Here is a 16853-nt window from a genome sequence, read left to right on the forward strand (position 1 = left end):
CCCCCGCCGCCGCCGGGAAGGCGGTAGCGGGGGCCTCGTACGGGCGCCTTCGGGGATCAGCCCTTGCGGGACTTGATCTCCTCGGTGAGGGCGGGGACGACGTCGAAGAGGTCGCCGACCACGCCGTAGTCGACGAGGTCGAAGATCGGGGCCTCGGCGTCCTTGTTGATCGCCACGATCGTCTTCGAGGTCTGCATGCCCGCGCGGTGCTGGATCGCGCCGGAGATGCCGGAGGCGATGTACAGCTGCGGCGAGACGGACTTGCCGGTCTGGCCGACCTGGTTGGTGTGCGGGTACCAGCCGGCGTCCACCGCGGCACGCGAGGCACCGACGGCCGCGCCGAGGGAGTCGGCGAGCGCCTCGATGATCGCGAAGTTCTCGGCGCCGTTGACGCCACGGCCGCCGGAGACGACGATCGCGGCCTCGGTCAGCTCCGGGCGGCCGGTCGACTCGCGCGGGGTGCGCGCGGTGACCTTGGTGCCGGTCGCGGCGGCGGAGAAGGTCACGGCCAGCGCCTCGACGCTGCCTGCGGCCGGGGCGGCCTCCACGGCGGCCGAGTTGGGCTTGACCGTGATGACCGGGGTGCCCTTGGAGACACGGGACTTGGTGGTGAAGGAGGCGGCGAACACCGACTGGGTGGCCACCGGGCCCTCGTCGCCGGCCTCGAGGTCGACGGCGTCGGTGATGATGCCGGAGCCGATGCGCAGCGCCAGACGCGCGGCGATCTCCTTGCCCTCGGCAGAGGACGGCACCAGCACGGCGGCCGGGGAGACGGCCTCGACGGCGGCCTGGAGGGCGTCGACCTTGGGGACGACCAGGTAGTCGGCGTACTCTGCGGCCTCGTGGGTGAGGACCTTGACCGCGCCGTGCTCGGCGAGGGCGGCGGCGGTGTCACCGGCGCCGTTGCCCAGCGCGACGGCGACCGGCTCGCCGATGCGGCGGGCCAGGGTCAGCAGCTCCAGGGTGGGCTTGCGGACGGCACCGTCCACGTGGTCGACGTAGACGAGAACTTCAGCCATGGGAATGCTCTCCTGCTTGGATCAGATGAGGGGCGGTCGGCGAACTCGGGCTCAGATGAACTTCTGGCCCGCGAGGAACTCAGCGAGCTGCTTGCCGCCCTCGCCCTCGTCCTTGACGATCGTGCCCGCGGTGCGCGCCGGGCGGGCCGCCGCGGTCTCGACCTTGGTCCAGGCACCCTCGAGACCGACCTCCTCGGCCTCGATCTCGAGGTCCTCCAGGTCCCAGGACTCCACCGGCTTCTTCTTGGCCGCCATGATGCCCTTGAAGGAGGGGTAACGCGCCTCGCCCGACTGGTCGGTGACGGACACGACGGCCGGCAGGGACGCCTCCAGCTGCTCGCTCGCGGCGTCGCCGTCACGGCGGCCCTTGACGGTGCCGTCCTCGACGGAGACCTCGGAGAGCAGGGTGACCTGCGGGACGCCCAGGCGCTCGGCGACCAGCGCCGGGACGATGCCGGCGGTGCCGTCGGTGGAGGCCATGCCGGAGATCACCAGGTCGTAGCCGGCCTTCTCGATCGCCTTCGCGAGCACCAGCGAGGTGCCGATCGCGTCGGTGCCGTGGAGGTCGTCGTCCTCGACGTGGATGGCCTTGTCGGCGCCCATGGACAGCGCCTTGCGCAGCGCGTCCTTGGCGTCCTCCGGACCCACCGTCAGAACGGTGATCTCCACGTCGTCGTCGGAGTTCTCCGAGATCTGCAGCGCCTGCTCGACCGCGTACTCGTCCAGCTCGGAGAGCAGACCGTCCACATCGTCACGGTCGACGGTCAGGTCATCGGCGAAGTGCCGGTCGCCAGTGGCGTCGGGCACGTACTTCACGGTGACAACGATCCTCAAGCTCACGCCGGCTCTCCTACTGCTGCGTCGACATTTCTGTGCTGCCTACTTGCAGGCAGCATAGGCGCCCCAAGCGGCCGATCCCGATCGGGGCGGCCCGCGCTCCGAACGAAATATTACTCGTCAGTACACCCAGTTCGTTCCCGCTAAGCAAGCGCTTTGAACTGTGACCTTCGCAACGCAGCGTAATCGGAATTCGACGGTCCCGCAGCGGGAGGGCCGACGTGCGGTGCGGGCCGTCAGTCGCGGAGACCGCTGAATCCGCCCTGGTGGTACAGGAGCGGACGGCCGGGGCCCGCGGGGTCGCCGAGGAGCACCTCGGCGAGGACGATCCGGTGGTCGCCTGCGGGCACGCGCGCGACGACGCGGCAGACCAGCCAGGCCAGGACGTCGTCGAGGACGGGGACGCCCTCGGGCCCCTCGCGCCAGCCGGTGGGGGCGCCGAACCGGTCGGCGCCGCTGCGGGCGAAGGTGGCGGCCAGCTCCTGCTGGTGCTCGCCGAGTATGTGGACGCCGACGTGCTCGGCTCCGGATATCGCGGGCCAGCTGGAGGCTCCGGTGCCGATACCGAAGGACAGCATCGGCGGCTCGGCGGAGACCGAGGTGAGCGACGTGGCCGTGAAGCCGACCGGGCCGGCCTCACCACGGGCGGTGATCACGGCGACGCCCGCCGCGTGCCGCCGGAAGACGGAGCGCAGCAGGTCGGGGGAGGCGAGCTGAGGGGTGCGGAGATCCGGCGTGGCCGTCATGGGGTCGTCCTTCTGCGAGGTGGGGCGAGCTGGTCCGTGGCTGCTCAACAGCCCGGACAGCGCGCGCTCGCGGTGCGGGCCAGGTCGACGTGGACCCGCCCGAAGAGAAGGAGTTCCGAAGGCATACGGTCAGGCTGACGATAGGTGGTGCGCCCAGTCAAGTACGTCCCGGCATATGGGAGCTGCCTCACCGTCACACGGCCTCGCCGAGTGCCGCGATGACGTCCGCCTTGCGCGGCTGCCCGGTGGCGCGCCGCACCACGCGGCCGTGGGCGTCCAGCACCAGCACGGTCGGCGTCTTGAGGATGTCCAGTGCGCGTACGAGGTCCAGGTGGGCCTCGGCGTCGATCTCGACGTGGGCGACCCCGGGGACCAGGTCGACGACCTCACCGAGGACTCTCCGGGTGGCCCGGCAGGGCGCGCAGAAGGCGCTGGAGAACTGGACGAGGGTGGCCCGCTCCCCCAACTCCGCGCCCAGTTCGGCCGAGCCGAGCCGCTTGTCGTCGTCGCGCCCGCGCACCCGCACTCTCCCGCTCCGCTGCCTGTGCAGCACTCCGTAGACGCTCGCCGCAGCGAGCACCAGCACACACACCACGACTCCGACCATCACCCAGCTCCAGCGTTCACGAGACTGCAAAGATTCCCGACTCCACCCACGGCGTTCCTTGCGGAATGCTTGATTCATGGACATCGACGTGAGGGGACCGCGCTTCGGGGCGGCCGTGACGACCCTAGTACTGGCCGTCGTGCTGATCACCGGCAGCGTGTGGCTGCTGGCCTGGCAGACGCTGGCGTTCGCGCTGGGGGCCGCGGGCGGGGTGGGGCGTTCGCCGTACGGCTGGCTGTTCCGGAAGGCCGTGCGGCCGCGCATCGGTCCGCCGACCGAGTTCGAGGCGCCCGAACCACCGCGGTTCGCACAGGCGGTGGGCCTGGCCTTCGCGGTCGTGGGTCTGGTCGGGTACGGCGTCGGACCGGAGTGGCTGGGGCTGGCCGCGACGGGGGCCGCGCTCGCGGCCGCTTTTCTGAACTCCGCGTTCGGGTACTGCCTGGGGTGCGAGATGTACCTGCTCGTACGGCGCGTGACGGTACGCGCGCAGTAAAGACGACGTAAAAGCACGAGGTGGATCAAGTGGCCGACGTGACAAGGATCTCGCCGTTCACGGGCACGAGGACTGGCCCCCCGCCCGTTCTTGGGGCACGATCTGCGAGATGCCGTAAACCTACGGTGTCGTAACTTTCCCGCCGGGAGCCCCTCTTCCCAGGCAGAGAAGGAAGGGTCCACCCCGTCCATGGCAGAGCTTGTCTACCGACCCGTCGTCGGCCTCGCCCTCACCCTGTTCAAGGCGTGGGACCTGAAGATCGACTGCAAGGGTTCGGAGAACATCCCGCGCTCTGGCGGCGCCGTGCTGGTGAGCAATCACATCAGCTACCTGGACTTCATCTTCGACGGACTGGCCGCGCTGCCCCAGAAGCGCCTCGTGCGCTTCATGGCGAAGGAGTCCGTCTTCCGGCACAAGATCTCCGGCCCCCTGATGCGCGGGATGAAGCACATCCCCGTGGACCGCAAGAACGGCGAGGCGGCCTACGAGCACGCCCTTCAGTCACTGCGCTCCGGTGAGATCGTCGGGGTCTTCCCCGAGGCCACCATCTCGCAGTCGTTCACGCTCAAGTCCTTCAAGTCGGGTGCCGCCCGCCTGGCGCAGGAGGCGGGCGTGCCGCTGATCCCGATGGCGCTGTGGGGCACGCAGCGGCTGTGGACCAAGGGCCACCCGCGCAACTTCAAGCGCAGCCACACCCCGATCACGATCCGGGTCGGCGAGCCGGTCGAGGCGCCCAAGGACAAGTACGCGGGCGCGATCACCCGTCAGCTGCGCGAGCGCGTCCAGGAGCTCCTGGAGGCCGCCCAGCGCGCCTACCCGGTCCGCCCCAAGGACGCCGACGACACCTGGTGGATGCCGGCCCACCTCGGTGGCACGGCGCCCACCCCGGAAGAGGTCAAGGCCGCCGAGGCCCGCTGAGCGCTCCGCGAGCCGAGCGGCTCGAAGCGGCCTGACCCCACTGAACAGGGCGCGTCCGCGGACCCGCGCCGTTCGCTGCGCCGCCCGACCGGTAGGGTCCCGCCCGTAAACGGGTGGACGCGCTACGGGGGCAAGGAATGCGGCGCTGGGTCAGGGTGTCGGTGTCGGCTGCGGTCGTGCTGGGGGTGGGCGGCTGGATCGCCACCCCCTATGCGCAGGACTGGTGGTTGCTGCGGACGGCCTGCGACGGTGCGCTGCCCGTCGACGCGGTGCGTGAACTGGGGCGCGACGGCGATCACTTCAAGCACGCGGAGTCCGCGACCCACGAGGAACTCGGCGACTACGGCTGCTCGCTCGGCTTCGACGGTGACGACCTGCGCGACGACCGGCTGCTGTCGACCGAGGCGTACACCCGGCGGGACGACCTGGACCGGGAGTTCATGACGGTCCTCCCCGAGTCCGGGTTCGACCGCGTGGGGGCCATGCCGGACGGACTGCCGGGCTTCGTCGACAAGTTCGGCGCCCTGCAATTCCTCCTCCCCTGCCCCGAGTTGGGCAAGGACGACGAGGGACGGCAGCGCAAGCTGCTCGTCCGCACCTGGCTGGGCCGGGACACGCTGCGGGGCACCCCCGCCGCCTATGAGACGGCGGTGGCGCTCACCAACTCCGCCTCCGACCGCCTCGGTTGTGGCGCCGAGCCGCTCAAGGCGCCCGGCGGGGACGCCGCGCCGACCGATCCGCAGGAGGAGCCCAAGACGGTGCCGCTCGCCGACGCGGGTGACACCGCATGCGGCTGGGCGCTCAAGACAGGAGCCCTGAAGGCCTCGCAGTGGCGGGTGGCGGTGCTCCTGAACGACGCGGGTCCGGTGGGTCGTTGCGATCTGTACGCGCGGGACGCCGACTCCGGCGAGTGGGAACCCCGCATGTGGTTCGCCGCCTGGTACGGCGACTGGAGCAACCGCCTGATGACCGAGCAGCACAAGCGCGAGCCCAACGGCCGTACGGCGACGGCCCGTTGCGACGGCGAGGCCGCCAACTTCGCGCTCAGCGCCGGCAAGGACCTCCCCGGCGTCGGGGAGGCGGGGAAGCGGAGGCTGTTCGCGGCCTTCACCGAGGCCCAGGTCGAGCAGCGGGGCTGCACGGAACTGAGCCTCGGCGGCTGAGCCGGTCCGGGGACCGGACGGGGCCACCGCCTCGGCGCCCGGGACCGTCCGGTTCAGTACGAGGTCAGCCAGAGCGCCCTGACGTACCGGTCGTCGATCAACTGCCGTAGCTCCGCCGCGCGTTCCGTCGGCACCTTGCGCGCCTTCGCCCAGGCGTCGAGGACGGTGAACAGCTGGTGCCGCCCGTCCATCAGGTCCCCGCTCAGCGGTCCGGAGACCGGCCGTTCGGCGATGTCCCCCATGACCGGCCGGCTGCTCACCTGACGCGGGGCCGCCTGGTAGGCGCCGCGCGTGTGCTGCCGTACGGCCTTGTCGAAGGCCGCGAGGTCGGGGATCGTGCCGTCCCTGCCGTACAGCGCCCGGTGGTTCATGAGGCTGCCGATGCGGTCGGTGAGGTGTTCCAGGTCGATGTCGGCCCAGGTCGTGGTCGACTTCGGGCTGCCGTCCTTCTCCTTGCCCGGCCGGTAGTCGGGGTCGGCGCCCGCGCTGGTGAGGCGTTCGAGGTAGTACGCGAAGTACGCGCGCTCGGCGTCGTAGAGGATCGCGAACGCCTCGGGGTCCTGGGCCAGTTCGCCGACCAGGTCCTCCGGGTCCGCGCGGACGTCCGAGTAGGGCACGGTGTGCTCGAAGTCGGCGTGCGCCTCGTCCGGGGCCAGGAAGCGGCCGTACGTCGTCCAGCCGGTGTCGTCGGGAGCGGCTCCCACGGCGTCCACGGCCGGGGTGTACGCGTCGCGGTCGGGGCTCAGGAAGCGGTTGGCGTCGACCACGTACTCGGCGAGGACGCGGGCCACGCCGGGTGCCGCCCCGTCGGGCACGGGCTCGTCCCCGTAGGCGGCGACGACGGCGTACGCGGCACGGGCCTGGGCGAGGGTGTGGGGCTTGCCCTCGGCCGTGGCCCGGGTGGCGGCGTCGACGACCTGCCCGAGTACCTCGCCGCCGTCGCCGCACGGGTTCTCGTGGACCAGCAGCTCGCGCACGGCGTCGTAGCGGGCCAGGTCCTCACCGGGGTCGAGCGCGCGGGTGGCGGCGGCCGGGGTTTTCGCGAGGGCGCGGGTCGAGGCGGGGATCTCCTGGCAAGGAGCGTCCTCGTGGGAGTCCGCGAGGACGATCGGTACGGTCGTGGCGGTCGCGAGCAGGGCCAGTGCCACGGCCGAGGTGAGCAGCCAGTGCTTCCCCAGCCGGGCGAGGGGCCTCATGGACTGCTCGTCGGTGCCGGTGCTGTTCTCTTGTGTTCCCCCGTCATGCATACGGGGAGGTTAACGACCGCGTGGGCTCAGCCGCGCACCGGGTCGGCCGCGTGCACCTCGATGCGCGCTCCGGGGCTGAACTTCTCCAGCAGCTCGGCGAGTTCGGCGCCCGCCCGCTCGACCTCGGCGACCGGCATCGGGGCCAGGCTCTCCAACAGGAAGATGCCCGAGACGGTCTCCTCGGTGAGCCGGGTGCGCGGACCCTGACGCCAGTTCCAGCGGCGACAGGTCACCCCCAGCTCGTCGCGCCACACCACCTCACCGGCGTCGGGGTGCTCGACGACCTCCTCGCCGCCGGCGACGGTCACGAAGTCCTCGTCACCGCCGGCCCGCACGAGCCGCATCCCGCCCTGGATGCGGTCGATGTCCTCACCGCCGACCGGGATCAGGTGGGCGACGCTGATGGCGTTGTAGAGGTCGACGAGCAGGTTGATCCGGGGCAGTCCGCCGTCCGCCAGCGCCCTCTTGGCCAGCGCCTCCGCCGAGTTGCGGGTCCGCGACGGCTTCGACCCGAACGCCGTGTACACCTCGCGCCACGCCGCCATGTGCGGGTCCTCGTGCGGGGCGCGCCCGTCCAGGCGTACGGCGAGACGGCGGACCGCGTCATCGAGGAGCGCCGAACTGGCGTCGGTGCTCGGCCCGTTGACGAGGCCGTGCGCCTCGATGGCGACGTGCGTGAAGCCGGGCGCGAGGGCGCGGACCTCGTCGGACACGGTGAGGGAGAAGGTCATCGCCTGCCTCAGAGTTCGGTCGGGAGCGTCTTCCACAGGTAGGGCCGGTCGGGGGCGGCTTTGAGGACGCTCAGGACGGCCGGGTGAGGTTCAGCATACAGGACTGGATAGTCCACCTCATTGGACTCAGGGTCAGGCACCCATGCCAGCCGCTCACCGTCGAGGGAGAACTGCGCGTCCACGCCCGGCTTGTTTCCGCGCGGGTCCTGTCGATGCCATGCCCCGTTGAAGCGCACGGCGACGAGTCCGTGGACGGCATGTCCGCTGCCGTCGTCGTGCGCCAGCCGCTGGTAGCACAGAGCGGTCGGGATGTCCTCGGCCCGCAACAGGGCCGCCAGCGCATGGGACTTGGCGTAGCAGATACCGGTGCCCTGCTCCAGGACGTCGGAGGCCCGCCAGGTGACGCGCGGGTCGCCGCTGTCGGCGGAGTGGGGGATGGTGTCGCGCACGAACTCGAAGGCCAGCCGCGCATAGGCATACGAGTCCTCGGCCTGCCGGGCGAGCCGGGCGGCCGTCTCCCGTACGAGCGGGTGGTCATGGTCGATGACCTCATCGGCGGCGAGATACGCGGACAGGTCAGGGGTGTTCTGGATCAGCTCCATGCCCGCAGAGCATAGGAAGACGATCACCCGGCAGTCAATTCTTTTCCGGGTGATCGCATATTTATGCATCCAGGGAGAAGGCTGTGCTCCTCAGTACCAGAACGCCTTGACGACCGCCTTGCCGTCCGCGGCGGTGCGCCGGTAGAAGTCACCGAGGTCGGCATGGTGCTGGAGGTAGATGCTCTTGAAGTCGCCCTCGGCCCACCCGGGGCCGAACGTCGCGCACAGCTTCGGCCCTCCCGCCTCCCAGAGGGCGTCGAACGAGACGTCCGTCAGGAAGGCGACGGCCCGCCGCACCGTCTCCGGGGCCAGGTGGACGAGCGGCGGTTCCCCGTCCCCGGCGCCGAACACGAGCTCACCGCCGAAGACGGGCAACTCCCATGTTCCGTCCCGGCCCTCGGGCAGACGGTCGGCCGCCTCGTAGAGTTCGTGCATCGGGCCGAAGTCCTTCGAGATGGACTCGGCGATTCCCGCCTTCAACTCCGCCTGATGGACGTCCCAGTCCCAGGCGGCCCCCATGAACTCCTCCAACCAGGCGTGGTCGAGCCGTATCTCGGAGTCCTGGACGGCGCGCAGATGCATGTCAAAGCCCATGGCGCCGACCCTAATGCACCCCTAGTGCGCCATCTCCTCCTTGAGCGCCGCCACGAACGCGTCCACGTCGTCCTCCGTCGTGTCGAAGGCGCACATCCAGCGGACGACGCCCGCGCTCTCGTCCCAGAAGTAGAAGCGGAAGCGCTTCTGCAGGCGCACGCTCACGTCGTGCGGGAGCTTGGCGAAGACGCCGTTGGCCTGGACCGGGTAGAGGATCTCGACGCCGTGCACGGCACGGACGCCCTCGGCCAGGCGCTGGGCCATCTCGTTGGAGTGACGGGCGTTGCGCAGCCACAGGTCCTTGGCGAGCAGGGCCTCCAACTGCACCGACACGAAACGCATCTTGGAGGCGAGCTGCATCGACAGCTTGCGCAGGTGCTTCATGTGGGAGACGGCGTCCTGGTTGATCACCACGACCGCCTCGCCGAACAGCGCGCCGTTCTTCGTCCCGCCGAGGGAGAGGATGTCGACGCCGACCGCGTTGGTGAACGTCCGCATGGGGACGTCGAGGGACGCGGCCGCGTTGGCTATGCGGGAGCCGTCGAGGTGGACCTTCATGCCGTGCGCGTGGGCGTGGTCGCAGATCGCACGGATCTCGTCCGGCGTGTAGAGCGTGCCGAGTTCGGTGCTCTGGGTGATCGAGACGACCTGCGGCATCGCGCGGTGCTCGTCGTCCCAGCCGTACGCCTGCTTGTCGATCAGCTCGGGGGTGAGCTTGCCGTCGGGGGTGGGGACGGTCAGCAGCTTCAGGCCGCCCATCCGCTCCGGCGCCCCGCCCTCGTCGACGTTGATGTGCGCGCTCTCCGCGCAGATCACCGCGCCCCAGCGGTCGGTGACCGCCTGGAGCGCCACGACGTTGGCGCCGGTGCCGTTGAAGACCGGGAACGCCTCCGCCGTGGGCCCGAAGTGGCTGCGGATGATCGACTGGAGGTTCTCGGTGTAGTCGTCCTCGCCGTAGGCGACCTGGTGCCCGCCGTTGGCCAGGGCCAGGGCGGCGAGCACCTCCGGGTGGGCGCCGGCGTAGTTGTCGCTCGCGAATCCCCTGCTGTCCGGGTCGTGGTGACGCCGGGCGTCGGTGCGGGGAGGGTTCACGGCTTCTCGGTGAGCCACAGACGGTTTCCGTTCACTTCTCCGGCGGGCTTGTCCCAGACCTCGGCGATGGCTCCGGCCAGATCCTTGACGTCCGTGAAGCCCGCGAACTTGGCGTTGGGTCGCTCGGCGCGCATCGCGTCGTGCACCAGGGCCTTGACCACCAGGATCGTGGCGGCGGAGGTGAGCTCCTCGCCGGCCCCGGCCTTGCGGAAGAAGTCTGCCATGGCGAGCGTCCACGCCTCGGCGGCGGCCTTGGCGGCGGCGTACGCGGCGTTGCCCGCGGTGGGCTTGCTCGCGCCCGCCGCGCTGATCAGGACGTAGCGGCCGCGGTCGCTGCGCTGGAGCGCCTCGGAGAAGGCGAGGGAGGTGTGCTGCACGGTGCGGATGAGCAGCAGCTCCAGGAAGTCCCAGTCGTCGAGGCTGGTCTTGATGAAGGTCTCGCTGCCGCGCCAGCCGCCGACGAGGTGGACGACGCCGTCGACCCGGCCGAAGTCCTTCTCGATGCCGTTCGCCCAGTCTCGCGTGGAGTCCAGGTCGAGCAGGTCGACCGGCTCACCGGTCACCGTGGCGCCACCCGCGCTGTAGCGGGCCGCGTCCACGGCCTCCGCGAGCCGCTCGGGGTCGTTGTCCGCGCCGACGACGGTCGCCCCGGCCTCGGCCAGGCGCAGCAGGGTCGCGCGCCCGGCGGGTCCACCCGCGCCGGCCACCGCGATCACCGCACCGCTGAGAGCTCCGTTCCCCGCCATGATCTTCGCCTCCTGAGCTTGCCGTGCAGTGTCCTGGGTACCGCGGTCGTTCACGCGGCGACCCGCTCGGCGCTCTCCGCACGGATGCCCTTGGTGCCGGCGATCACGTTCTTCAGCTTCTTGGAGAGGGCCTCATAGAACATGCTCAGCGGAAACTCGTCCGGAAGCACGTCATCGACGAGTTTCCGCGGCGGCTGGGTCAGGTCCAGGGCGTCCGGGCCCTTGGCCCAGCGGGAGCCCGGGTGCGGGGCGAGGTACTGCGAGACCAGGTCGTAGGCGGCGAACCAGTGGACGAGCTTGGGACGGTCGATGCCCGCCCGGTAGAGGTCCTCGATCTCGGCGCACAGCTGGTTGGTGACCTGCGGGGCGCGCTGCCAGTCGATGTGCAGCTTGTTGTCGGTCCAGCGGACGACGTCGTGCTTGTGCAGGTAGGCGAAGAGCAGCTGGCCGCCGAGGCCGTCGTAGTTGCGCACCCGCTCGCCGGTGACCGGGAAGCGGAACATGCGGTCGAACAGGACGGCGTACTGCACGTCACGGGCCTGCGGGACGCCGTCGGCCTCCAGCTTCACGGCCTCCTTGAAGGCGGTGAGGTCGCAGCGCAGCTCCTCCAGGCCGTACATCCAGAACGGCTGGCGCTGCTTGATCATGAAGGGGTCGAAGGGCAGGTCACCGTGGCTGTGGGTGCGGTCGTGGACCATGTCCCACAGGACGAAGGCCTCCTCGCAGCGCTTCTGGTCGTGGACCATCGCGGCGATGTCCTCGGGCAGGTCCAGGCCCAGGATGCCGACGGCGGCGTCGGTGACGGCGCGGAAGCGGGCGGCCTCGCGGTCGCAGAAGATGCCACCCCAGGAGAATCGTTCCGGCGCCTCGCGCACGGCGATCGTCTCCGGGAAGAGCACGGCGGAGTTGGTGTCGTAACCGGCCGTGAAGTCCTCGAACTTGATGCCGCAGAACAGCGGGTTGTCGTAGCGGGTGCGCTCCAGCTCGGCCAGCCACTCCGGCCACACCATGCGCAGCACGACCGCTTCGAGGTTGCGGTCGGGGTTGCCGTTCTGCGTGTACATCGGGAAGACGACCAGGTGCTGCAGGCCGTCCGCGCGGCCCTTGGCGGGCTGGAAGGCGAGCAGCGAGTCGAGGAAGTCGGGCACCTCGAAGCCGCCCTCGGCCCAGCGCTCCAGGTCCTTGACCAGGGCCTCGTGGTAGGCGCGGTCGTGCGGGAGCAGCGGGGACAGCTCCTCGACGGCCGCGGTGACCTCGCGTACGGCGGCCTCGGCGGTGGCGCGGTCCGGGGCACCCTCGGCCGTGAAGTCGATGGACCCGTCCTTGGACTGCCAGGGCCTGATCCGCTCCACGGCACCCTTGAGCACGGGCCACGCCGGGTGGTCCACCACCCTGGTCGCGGGAGGAACCTGCTCCCCCGTAGCCGCCTGCACAAGAATTTCCGTCATGTCCCATCCTCCACGGGAGAACCTCGCGTAAGGACACCGTATGCATATGAGGTTCCTGCCAGCAAGAGGGGCCTCCGTAAATTATCCTGCGCACCTTCATGGTCACGGAACTTTTTCCTGCCGGATGCCATGACGGCGCTCTCGATGGGTATACGTGATCCTCTTGGGCACATGAGCGGTCAATGCCCGCAGGACTCGCCCACCCCAGGGTGACCCGCCGAGCGGACCTCGGCCAGTTCCGCCCCTCGCGTCACCCCGATCCCCCGTGTACGCAGGGGTTCATCACCGGCCGAGGCCACTAGGCTGCGGATCTGTCCGCGCGTCCGTCCGCTCCGGTCCGCGCGGAGGCCGAGCCGCCGTCGACGGAAGCGAGTTGAACCTTGAACTTCCTTACCATCGGTCATCGCGGAGTCATGGGTCTCGAACCCGAGAACACCCTCCGTTCCTTCGTCGCCGCCCAGCAGGCCGGCTTCGACGCCATCGAACTCGACCTGCATCTCAGCAAGGACGGGGCCCTCGTCGTCATGCACGACACGGACGTGGACCGCACGACCGACGGGACCGGTCCGATCGCCGAGAAGACACTCGCCGAGCTGCGCACGCTGGACGCGGGCCGCGGCGAGAAGGTCCCCGTCTTCGAGGAGGTCCTGGAGGCGGTGCGGTCACCGCTCCAGGCCGAGATCAAGGACATCGCGGCAGCGCGGGCGCTGGCCGAGGTCATGCTCAAACGGGACCTGGTGGGCCGGGTGGAGGTGTCCTCGTTCCACGACGAGGCGATCGCCGAGATCTCCCGCCTGGTACCGGGCGTACGGACCGCGCTGATCGGCAGCCGGTACGGCACCGACATCGTGGACCGCGCCGTCGAGGCAGGCGCGGCGACCGTCTGCCTCAACATCCGCCGGATCACCCTGGAGATCGTCGAGCACGCCCGCAAGGCGGACTTGAGGATCATCGGCTGGGTGGTGAACACGCAGGACCATCTGCGTCTCGTACGCGCCCTGCAGCTGGACGGCGCGACCACCGACTACTCGGAGATCAAACGCACGGCCCGGTTCACGGCGTAACGATTATGCGAGCGGCTTGACCAGCAGCTCGAACTGGAGGTCGTCGCGCTGCGGGATGCCGAAGCGCTCGTCGCCGTACGGGAACGGGGTCATCCGGCCCGTACGGCGGTAGCCGCGGCGCTCGTACCAGGCGATGAGGTCGTTCCGTACGGAGATCACGGTCATGTGCATCTCCGTGACGCCCCAGGCCTCGCGGGCCGTCCGCTCCGCCTCCGCGATGATCACCTTGCCGAGGCCGCCGCCCTGGAGCCGCGGGCTGACGGCGAACATGCCGAAGTAGGCGTGGTCGCCGCGGTGCTCCAGCTGGCAGCAGGCGACGACCTCGCCCTCGCGCTCGACGGTGAGCAGCCGGCTGTCGGGCGACTTGATGACCTGGAGCACGCCCTCCGGGTCGGTCCGCTGCCCCTCCAGGATGTCCGCCTCGGTGGTCCATCCGGCCCGGCTCGCGTCCCCGCGGTACGCCGACTCGATCAGCGCGACCAGCGCGTCCACGTCGGCGTCGGTGGCATCGCGGAAGGTGAGTCCAGCGGTCATGGGGCGTTTCTCCACTCTCGGGCACGACACGGGCACCGACGAGGGTAACGCCCGCACTAGGCTCCGCCGCATGGTGCACGTACTGAGCGGCCGGACCCTGATCCACCCCGTCGACCCCGAACGATCCCGGTTCTTCTACGGCGAACAGCTCGGCCTCGCCGTCTACCGCGAGTTCGGCACGGGACCGGAACGCGGCACCGTCTACTTCCTCGGCGGCGGCTTCCTGGAACTCTCCGGCCGCGCCGACACCCCACCGTCCCCGGCGGTGCGGCTGTGGATGCAGGTCGACGACGTGACCGCCGCGCACGAGGAGCTGACGGCGAAGGGCGTCGAGATCACACGGCCCCCGGTGCGGGAACCCTGGGGCCTGATCGAGATGTGGCTCACCGACCCGGACGGCCTCAGCATCGCCCTCGTCGAGGTCCCCGAGGACCACCCGATCCGCTTCCGCCCGGGCATCTGAGAACCGCCGCACAGCACGAGCGAGAGCCAACCCCTGGCCGGTGAGGGGTTGTTGGGCGGCTGCGGCGTTTCGTACATTGGTTGCTCGCAGCATTGCGAGTCGTCACCGGACGGGGGTCCGGGGGCAGCTCGTGGTGCTGCGGCAGATCGACGCCGGGCAGTACGACTGCTCGGCGTTGCCGGCCCGCAGCCACATGCACACCGAAGTACCTCGACGAAGAACCCCCGGTCCACGGGGGCGCAGTTGGCGGGCGCTGCGTCTGACAGGCGTCCGCCTGCCTTCGTTGAGGGTTCGCCCCTTGGCGGAGTCTCTCGGAAGCGGCGGCTGACACCGTCCCGGGAGGCGGTATGTGGGCCGTACTGGAGCAAGTGGCCGTGGCTGCTCCGCAGATCTTCCTCTGTGCCATCGGGCTGTTCGTGCTGATGATCCTCCTGTCCCTGGTCATCAGTCTGCGCAAGGCCGAGGCCGAGCAGCGGCCCGAGATCATCAGGGCTCTCGCGGATCTGATGGCGTTCTGGAAGAAGCGCTGACCGGAACCACCCGCCGGCAGGTCCGCGGGTACCGCCCGTGGCCCTCGGGCCGGATGGCAGCCGCGGTTGACCGGGGCTAGCGTGCGAGAGAAGGCACTCGCGTCGGCGGAAGGGTCGTGGCGGCATGAGGCTCGACAAGCCGGTGGTCGGTGGGCCCTGCTGGGCCGAGGTGGGGACGCCGGATCTGGAGGCCGGCAAGCGGTTCTACGGTGCGCTCTTCGGCTGGCGGACGGAGACCGACGCGCGGGAGGGGATGGGCGGGTACACGATCGCGTACGTCGGTCATCTTCCGGTCGCCGGCATGGTGCCGCTCGGCGCGGAGGGGCGGCCCTGCTCGTGGTTCGTGACCTTCGCCGCTGCGGATCTCGACGCCACCCTGGCGAAGGTCGAGGCGGCGGGCGGGGCGGTGGTGTCGCCGCCGGCCGACGTGCCCGGCATGGGTCGCTTCGCGTCCGCGACCGACACGCAGGGCGCCGGTTTCCATCTGTGGCAGGCGCAAGGCTTCGAGGGGGCCGGGCTGCTCAACGCCCCCGGCTCGCTGGGCTGGGTGGAGCTGCTGTGCCGGGCGCCGGAGCGGGCCGTGGACTTCTACACCACCGTGTTCGGCTGGAGCGTCAACGCCTCCGAGCACTACACGCAGTGGGGCCTCGACGGCGCCGACTTCGGCGGCATGGTCACGATGGACGACAAGTTCCCGCCCGAGGTACCGCCGCACTGGCTGCCGTACTTCGCGGTCGAGGACGTCGACGCGACCGCCGCCTCCGCGCCCGAGGCGGGCGGCACCGTCCTCATGGAGCCCACGTCGGTACCGGACGGGCCCCGGATCGCGGTGCTGCGCGATCCCGGCGGGGCGGTCTTCGGCGTGTATCTGGCGGGCGCGGAGGGCTGAGCCGCGCCGCTTGCGTTGGAGCGCGCTCCACCCCATAGCGTCGTACGCACGACGACCTGCCTGAAGGGGAACTGATCGTGCGTCACACACTGTTCGGCAAAACCGGCCTGCGCGTGAGCGAACTCGCTCTCGGCACCATGGTCATGGGCGACGACCCCGCCCACGGCTCCGACAAGGAGACCAGCGCCCGGCTGCTGGACGCCTATGCCGACGCGGGCGGCAACTTCCTCGACACCGCGGACATCTACTCCGGCGGCGACTCCGAGCGCATCCTCGGCGAGCTTCTGGCAGGCCGGCGCGAGGAGTTCGTGCTGGCGAGCAAGTACACGTGCGGGACCCGCGACGGAGACCTCAACGCCGCCGGCAACCACCGCAAGAACCTGGTGCAGTCGCTGGAGGCGAGCCTGAGGCGGCTGCGCACCGACCGGCTGGACGTCCTGTGGGTGCACGCACGGGACAACTTCACGCCGGTCGACGAGGTGATGCGGGCGCTGGACGACCTCGTACGGACGGGCAAGGTGCTGTACATCGGCGTCTCGGACTGGCCGGCCTGGGAGATCGCGCAGGCCAACACGCTGGCCGAGCTGCGGGGTTGGACCGCGTTCGCCGGTTCGCAGCTGCGCTACAACCTGCTGGAGCGGACTCCGGAGCGCGAACTGCTGCCGCAGGCCCGGGCGTTCGGCCAGGCGGTGTTCGCGTGGGCGCCGCTGGCGGCCGGGAAGCTCACCGGCAAGTACCGGCGCGGTGAGACGGGCCGGCTCGGCTCGGGCGGCGACAAGCCGAACCCGCAGCAGGAGGAGGTCGTCACCGCGGTCCTGGACATCGCCGAGCAGGGCGGCTGGAGTCCGGCCCAGGTGGCGCTGGCCTGGCTGCTGGGGCGCCCCGGGAACGTCGTGCCGATCATCGCGGCCACCAAGGAGCACCAGCTCGCCGACAACCTCGGCTGTGTCGACGTCCGCCTCGACGCCGACGCAGTCGCCCGCCTCGACGAGGTGAGCGCGGTGCCCCTCGGTTTCCCGCACGACTTCGTACGGGAGCCGGCCGTCGTCCGCACCATCTACGGCGACCGCTGGGAGACCATCGACGACCGCCGCTCGGGCTACCGGCGGACGGCGACGGACGTCCTCTAG

Annotated in this window: 20 protein-coding genes; 8 read left to right on the forward strand and 12 right to left on the reverse strand. The window is 70.5% G+C overall.

Annotated elements, in window-relative coordinates; all coding sequences use genetic code 11:
- Positions 1–56: 56 nt before the first annotated feature.
- From IQ210_RS06270 to IQ210_RS06285, 4 genes are all read right to left on the reverse strand, one after another.
- Positions 57–1019: an electron transfer flavoprotein subunit alpha/FixB family protein gene (locus IQ210_RS06270; protein ID WP_194077836.1), complete on the reverse strand. Its 963-nt coding sequence runs from the start codon at positions 1017–1019 to the stop codon at positions 57–59.
- A 51-nt stretch (positions 1020–1070) separates the two neighbouring features.
- Positions 1071–1859 carry an electron transfer flavoprotein subunit beta/FixA family protein gene (locus IQ210_RS06275; RefSeq protein WP_059196784.1) on the reverse strand — a complete coding sequence of 263 codons (789 nt, stop codon included), beginning with the start codon at positions 1857–1859 and terminating at the stop codon, positions 1071–1073.
- A gap of 233 nt (positions 1860–2092) precedes the next feature.
- A complete protein-coding gene (locus tag IQ210_RS06280) occupies positions 2093–2602 on the reverse strand; it encodes a flavin reductase family protein (protein ID WP_194077837.1) in 510 nt (169 codons plus the stop codon).
- Between the two features lie 193 nt (positions 2603–2795).
- Entirely contained in the window at positions 2796–3209 is a 414-nt protein-coding gene (locus IQ210_RS06285) for a TlpA family protein disulfide reductase (RefSeq protein ID WP_194077838.1), read from the reverse strand.
- Between the two features lie 76 nt (positions 3210–3285).
- Here IQ210_RS06285 and IQ210_RS06290 point away from each other — a divergent pair, with 76 nt between their 5' ends.
- The 3 genes from IQ210_RS06290 to IQ210_RS06300 all read left to right on the forward strand — a co-directional run bounded on the left by IQ210_RS06290 (position 3286) and on the right by IQ210_RS06300 (position 5783).
- Complete coding sequence (locus IQ210_RS06290; protein WP_194077839.1) at positions 3286–3702, forward strand: DUF4395 domain-containing protein; 417 nt, start codon at positions 3286–3288, stop codon at positions 3700–3702.
- Positions 3703–3891: 189 nt separating this feature from the next.
- Positions 3892–4620 carry a lysophospholipid acyltransferase family protein gene (locus IQ210_RS06295; protein ID WP_194077840.1) on the forward strand — a complete coding sequence of 243 codons (729 nt, stop codon included), beginning with the start codon at positions 3892–3894 and terminating at the stop codon, positions 4618–4620.
- Between the two features lie 161 nt (positions 4621–4781).
- A complete protein-coding gene (locus IQ210_RS06300; protein ID WP_194077841.1) occupies positions 4782–5783 on the forward strand; it encodes a hypothetical protein in 1002 nt (333 codons plus the stop codon).
- A 53-nt stretch (positions 5784–5836) separates the two neighbouring features.
- Here the strand turns inward: IQ210_RS06300 and IQ210_RS06305 are convergent, their stop codons facing one another.
- The 7 genes from IQ210_RS06305 to IQ210_RS06335 all read right to left on the reverse strand — a co-directional run bounded on the left by IQ210_RS06305 (position 5837) and on the right by IQ210_RS06335 (position 12243).
- The gene (locus tag IQ210_RS06305) at positions 5837–7030 is read right to left on the reverse strand and encodes a hypothetical protein (RefSeq protein WP_194077842.1); all 1194 of its coding nucleotides are present in this window, start codon (positions 7028–7030) and stop codon (positions 5837–5839) included.
- Between the two features lie 26 nt (positions 7031–7056).
- Positions 7057–7761 carry a B3/B4 domain-containing protein gene (locus IQ210_RS06310; protein WP_194077843.1) on the reverse strand — a complete coding sequence of 235 codons (705 nt, stop codon included), beginning with the start codon at positions 7759–7761 and terminating at the stop codon, positions 7057–7059.
- An 8-nt stretch (positions 7762–7769) separates the two neighbouring features.
- Positions 7770–8363 carry a transglutaminase-like domain-containing protein gene (locus tag IQ210_RS06315; protein ID WP_194077844.1) on the reverse strand — a complete coding sequence of 198 codons (594 nt, stop codon included), beginning with the start codon at positions 8361–8363 and terminating at the stop codon, positions 7770–7772.
- Between the two features lie 90 nt (positions 8364–8453).
- Positions 8454–8957 carry a DUF1877 family protein gene (locus IQ210_RS06320; RefSeq protein WP_194077845.1) on the reverse strand — a complete coding sequence of 168 codons (504 nt, stop codon included), beginning with the start codon at positions 8955–8957 and terminating at the stop codon, positions 8454–8456.
- A gap of 21 nt (positions 8958–8978) precedes the next feature.
- A complete protein-coding gene (locus IQ210_RS06325) occupies positions 8979–10049 on the reverse strand; it encodes a threonine aldolase family protein (protein WP_194077846.1) in 1071 nt (356 codons plus the stop codon).
- A complete protein-coding gene (locus IQ210_RS06330) occupies positions 10046–10795 on the reverse strand; it encodes an SDR family NAD(P)-dependent oxidoreductase (protein ID WP_194077847.1) in 750 nt (249 codons plus the stop codon). The genes IQ210_RS06325 and IQ210_RS06330 overlap by 4 nt, the downstream gene beginning before the upstream one ends.
- A gap of 50 nt (positions 10796–10845) precedes the next feature.
- Positions 10846–12243: a DUF6421 family protein gene (locus tag IQ210_RS06335; protein WP_194077848.1), complete on the reverse strand. Its 1398-nt coding sequence runs from the start codon at positions 12241–12243 to the stop codon at positions 10846–10848.
- A gap of 380 nt (positions 12244–12623) precedes the next feature.
- On the opposite strand from IQ210_RS06335, the gene IQ210_RS06340 reads away from it, so the two are divergent.
- Positions 12624–13307 carry a glycerophosphodiester phosphodiesterase gene (locus IQ210_RS06340; protein WP_194077849.1) on the forward strand — a complete coding sequence of 228 codons (684 nt, stop codon included), beginning with the start codon at positions 12624–12626 and terminating at the stop codon, positions 13305–13307.
- A 3-nt stretch (positions 13308–13310) separates the two neighbouring features.
- Here IQ210_RS06340 and IQ210_RS06345 read toward each other — a convergent pair whose 3' ends face one another.
- Positions 13311–13841, reverse strand: coding sequence for a GNAT family N-acetyltransferase (locus IQ210_RS06345; RefSeq protein ID WP_194077850.1), 531 nt, complete (start codon positions 13839–13841; stop codon positions 13311–13313).
- Between the two features lie 70 nt (positions 13842–13911).
- Here IQ210_RS06345 and IQ210_RS06350 point away from each other — a divergent pair, with 70 nt between their 5' ends.
- The 4 genes from IQ210_RS06350 (at position 13912) to IQ210_RS06365 (ending at position 16853) form a co-directional block, all read left to right on the forward strand.
- Positions 13912–14304, forward strand: a complete 393-nt coding sequence (locus IQ210_RS06350; RefSeq protein ID WP_194077851.1) for a VOC family protein — start codon at positions 13912–13914, stop codon at positions 14302–14304.
- Positions 14305–14651: 347 nt separating this feature from the next.
- A complete protein-coding gene (locus IQ210_RS06355; RefSeq protein ID WP_194077852.1) occupies positions 14652–14834 on the forward strand; it encodes a hypothetical protein in 183 nt (60 codons plus the stop codon).
- Positions 14835–14958: 124 nt separating this feature from the next.
- A complete protein-coding gene (locus tag IQ210_RS06360) occupies positions 14959–15723 on the forward strand; it encodes a VOC family protein (RefSeq protein ID WP_194077853.1) in 765 nt (254 codons plus the stop codon).
- A gap of 77 nt (positions 15724–15800) precedes the next feature.
- Positions 15801–16853, forward strand: coding sequence for an aldo/keto reductase (locus IQ210_RS06365; RefSeq protein ID WP_194077854.1), 1053 nt, complete (start codon positions 15801–15803; stop codon positions 16851–16853).

The sequence above is a fragment of the Streptomyces justiciae genome (genome assembly GCF_015163075.1).
GTDB classification, from domain to species: Bacteria; Actinomycetota; Actinomycetes; order Streptomycetales; family Streptomycetaceae; genus Streptomyces; species Streptomyces justiciae.

What these genes read in the sequence shown, in the direction of transcription:
- IQ210_RS06270 (WP_194077836.1), bottom strand. Translation starts at nt 1,019, where the DNA reads ATGGCTGAAGTTCTCGTCTACGTCGACCACGTGGACGGTGCCGTCCGC.
- IQ210_RS06280 (WP_194077837.1), bottom strand. Translation starts at nt 2,602, where the DNA reads ATGACGGCCACGCCGGATCTCCGCACCCCTCAGCTCGCCTCCCCCGAC.
- IQ210_RS06285 (WP_194077838.1), bottom strand. Translation starts at nt 3,209, where the DNA reads ATGGTCGGAGTCGTGGTGTGTGTGCTGGTGCTCGCTGCGGCGAGCGTC.
- IQ210_RS06290 (WP_194077839.1), top strand. Translation starts at nt 3,286, where the DNA reads ATGGACATCGACGTGAGGGGACCGCGCTTCGGGGCGGCCGTGACGACC.
- IQ210_RS06295 (WP_194077840.1), top strand. Translation starts at nt 3,892, where the DNA reads ATGGCAGAGCTTGTCTACCGACCCGTCGTCGGCCTCGCCCTCACCCTG.
- IQ210_RS06305 (WP_194077842.1), bottom strand. Translation starts at nt 7,030, where the DNA reads ATGCATGACGGGGGAACACAAGAGAACAGCACCGGCACCGACGAGCAG.
- IQ210_RS06310 (WP_194077843.1), bottom strand. Translation starts at nt 7,761, where the DNA reads ATGACCTTCTCCCTCACCGTGTCCGACGAGGTCCGCGCCCTCGCGCCC.
- IQ210_RS06315 (WP_194077844.1), bottom strand. Translation starts at nt 8,363, where the DNA reads ATGGAGCTGATCCAGAACACCCCTGACCTGTCCGCGTATCTCGCCGCC.
- IQ210_RS06320 (WP_194077845.1), bottom strand. Translation starts at nt 8,957, where the DNA reads ATGGGCTTTGACATGCATCTGCGCGCCGTCCAGGACTCCGAGATACGG.
- IQ210_RS06330 (WP_194077847.1), bottom strand. Translation starts at nt 10,795, where the DNA reads ATGGCGGGGAACGGAGCTCTCAGCGGTGCGGTGATCGCGGTGGCCGGC.
- IQ210_RS06335 (WP_194077848.1), bottom strand. Translation starts at nt 12,243, where the DNA reads ATGACGGAAATTCTTGTGCAGGCGGCTACGGGGGAGCAGGTTCCTCCC.
- IQ210_RS06345 (WP_194077850.1), bottom strand. Translation starts at nt 13,841, where the DNA reads ATGACCGCTGGACTCACCTTCCGCGATGCCACCGACGCCGACGTGGAC.
- IQ210_RS06350 (WP_194077851.1), top strand. Translation starts at nt 13,912, where the DNA reads ATGGTGCACGTACTGAGCGGCCGGACCCTGATCCACCCCGTCGACCCC.
- IQ210_RS06355 (WP_194077852.1), top strand. Translation starts at nt 14,652, where the DNA reads ATGTGGGCCGTACTGGAGCAAGTGGCCGTGGCTGCTCCGCAGATCTTC.
- IQ210_RS06360 (WP_194077853.1), top strand. Translation starts at nt 14,959, where the DNA reads ATGAGGCTCGACAAGCCGGTGGTCGGTGGGCCCTGCTGGGCCGAGGTG.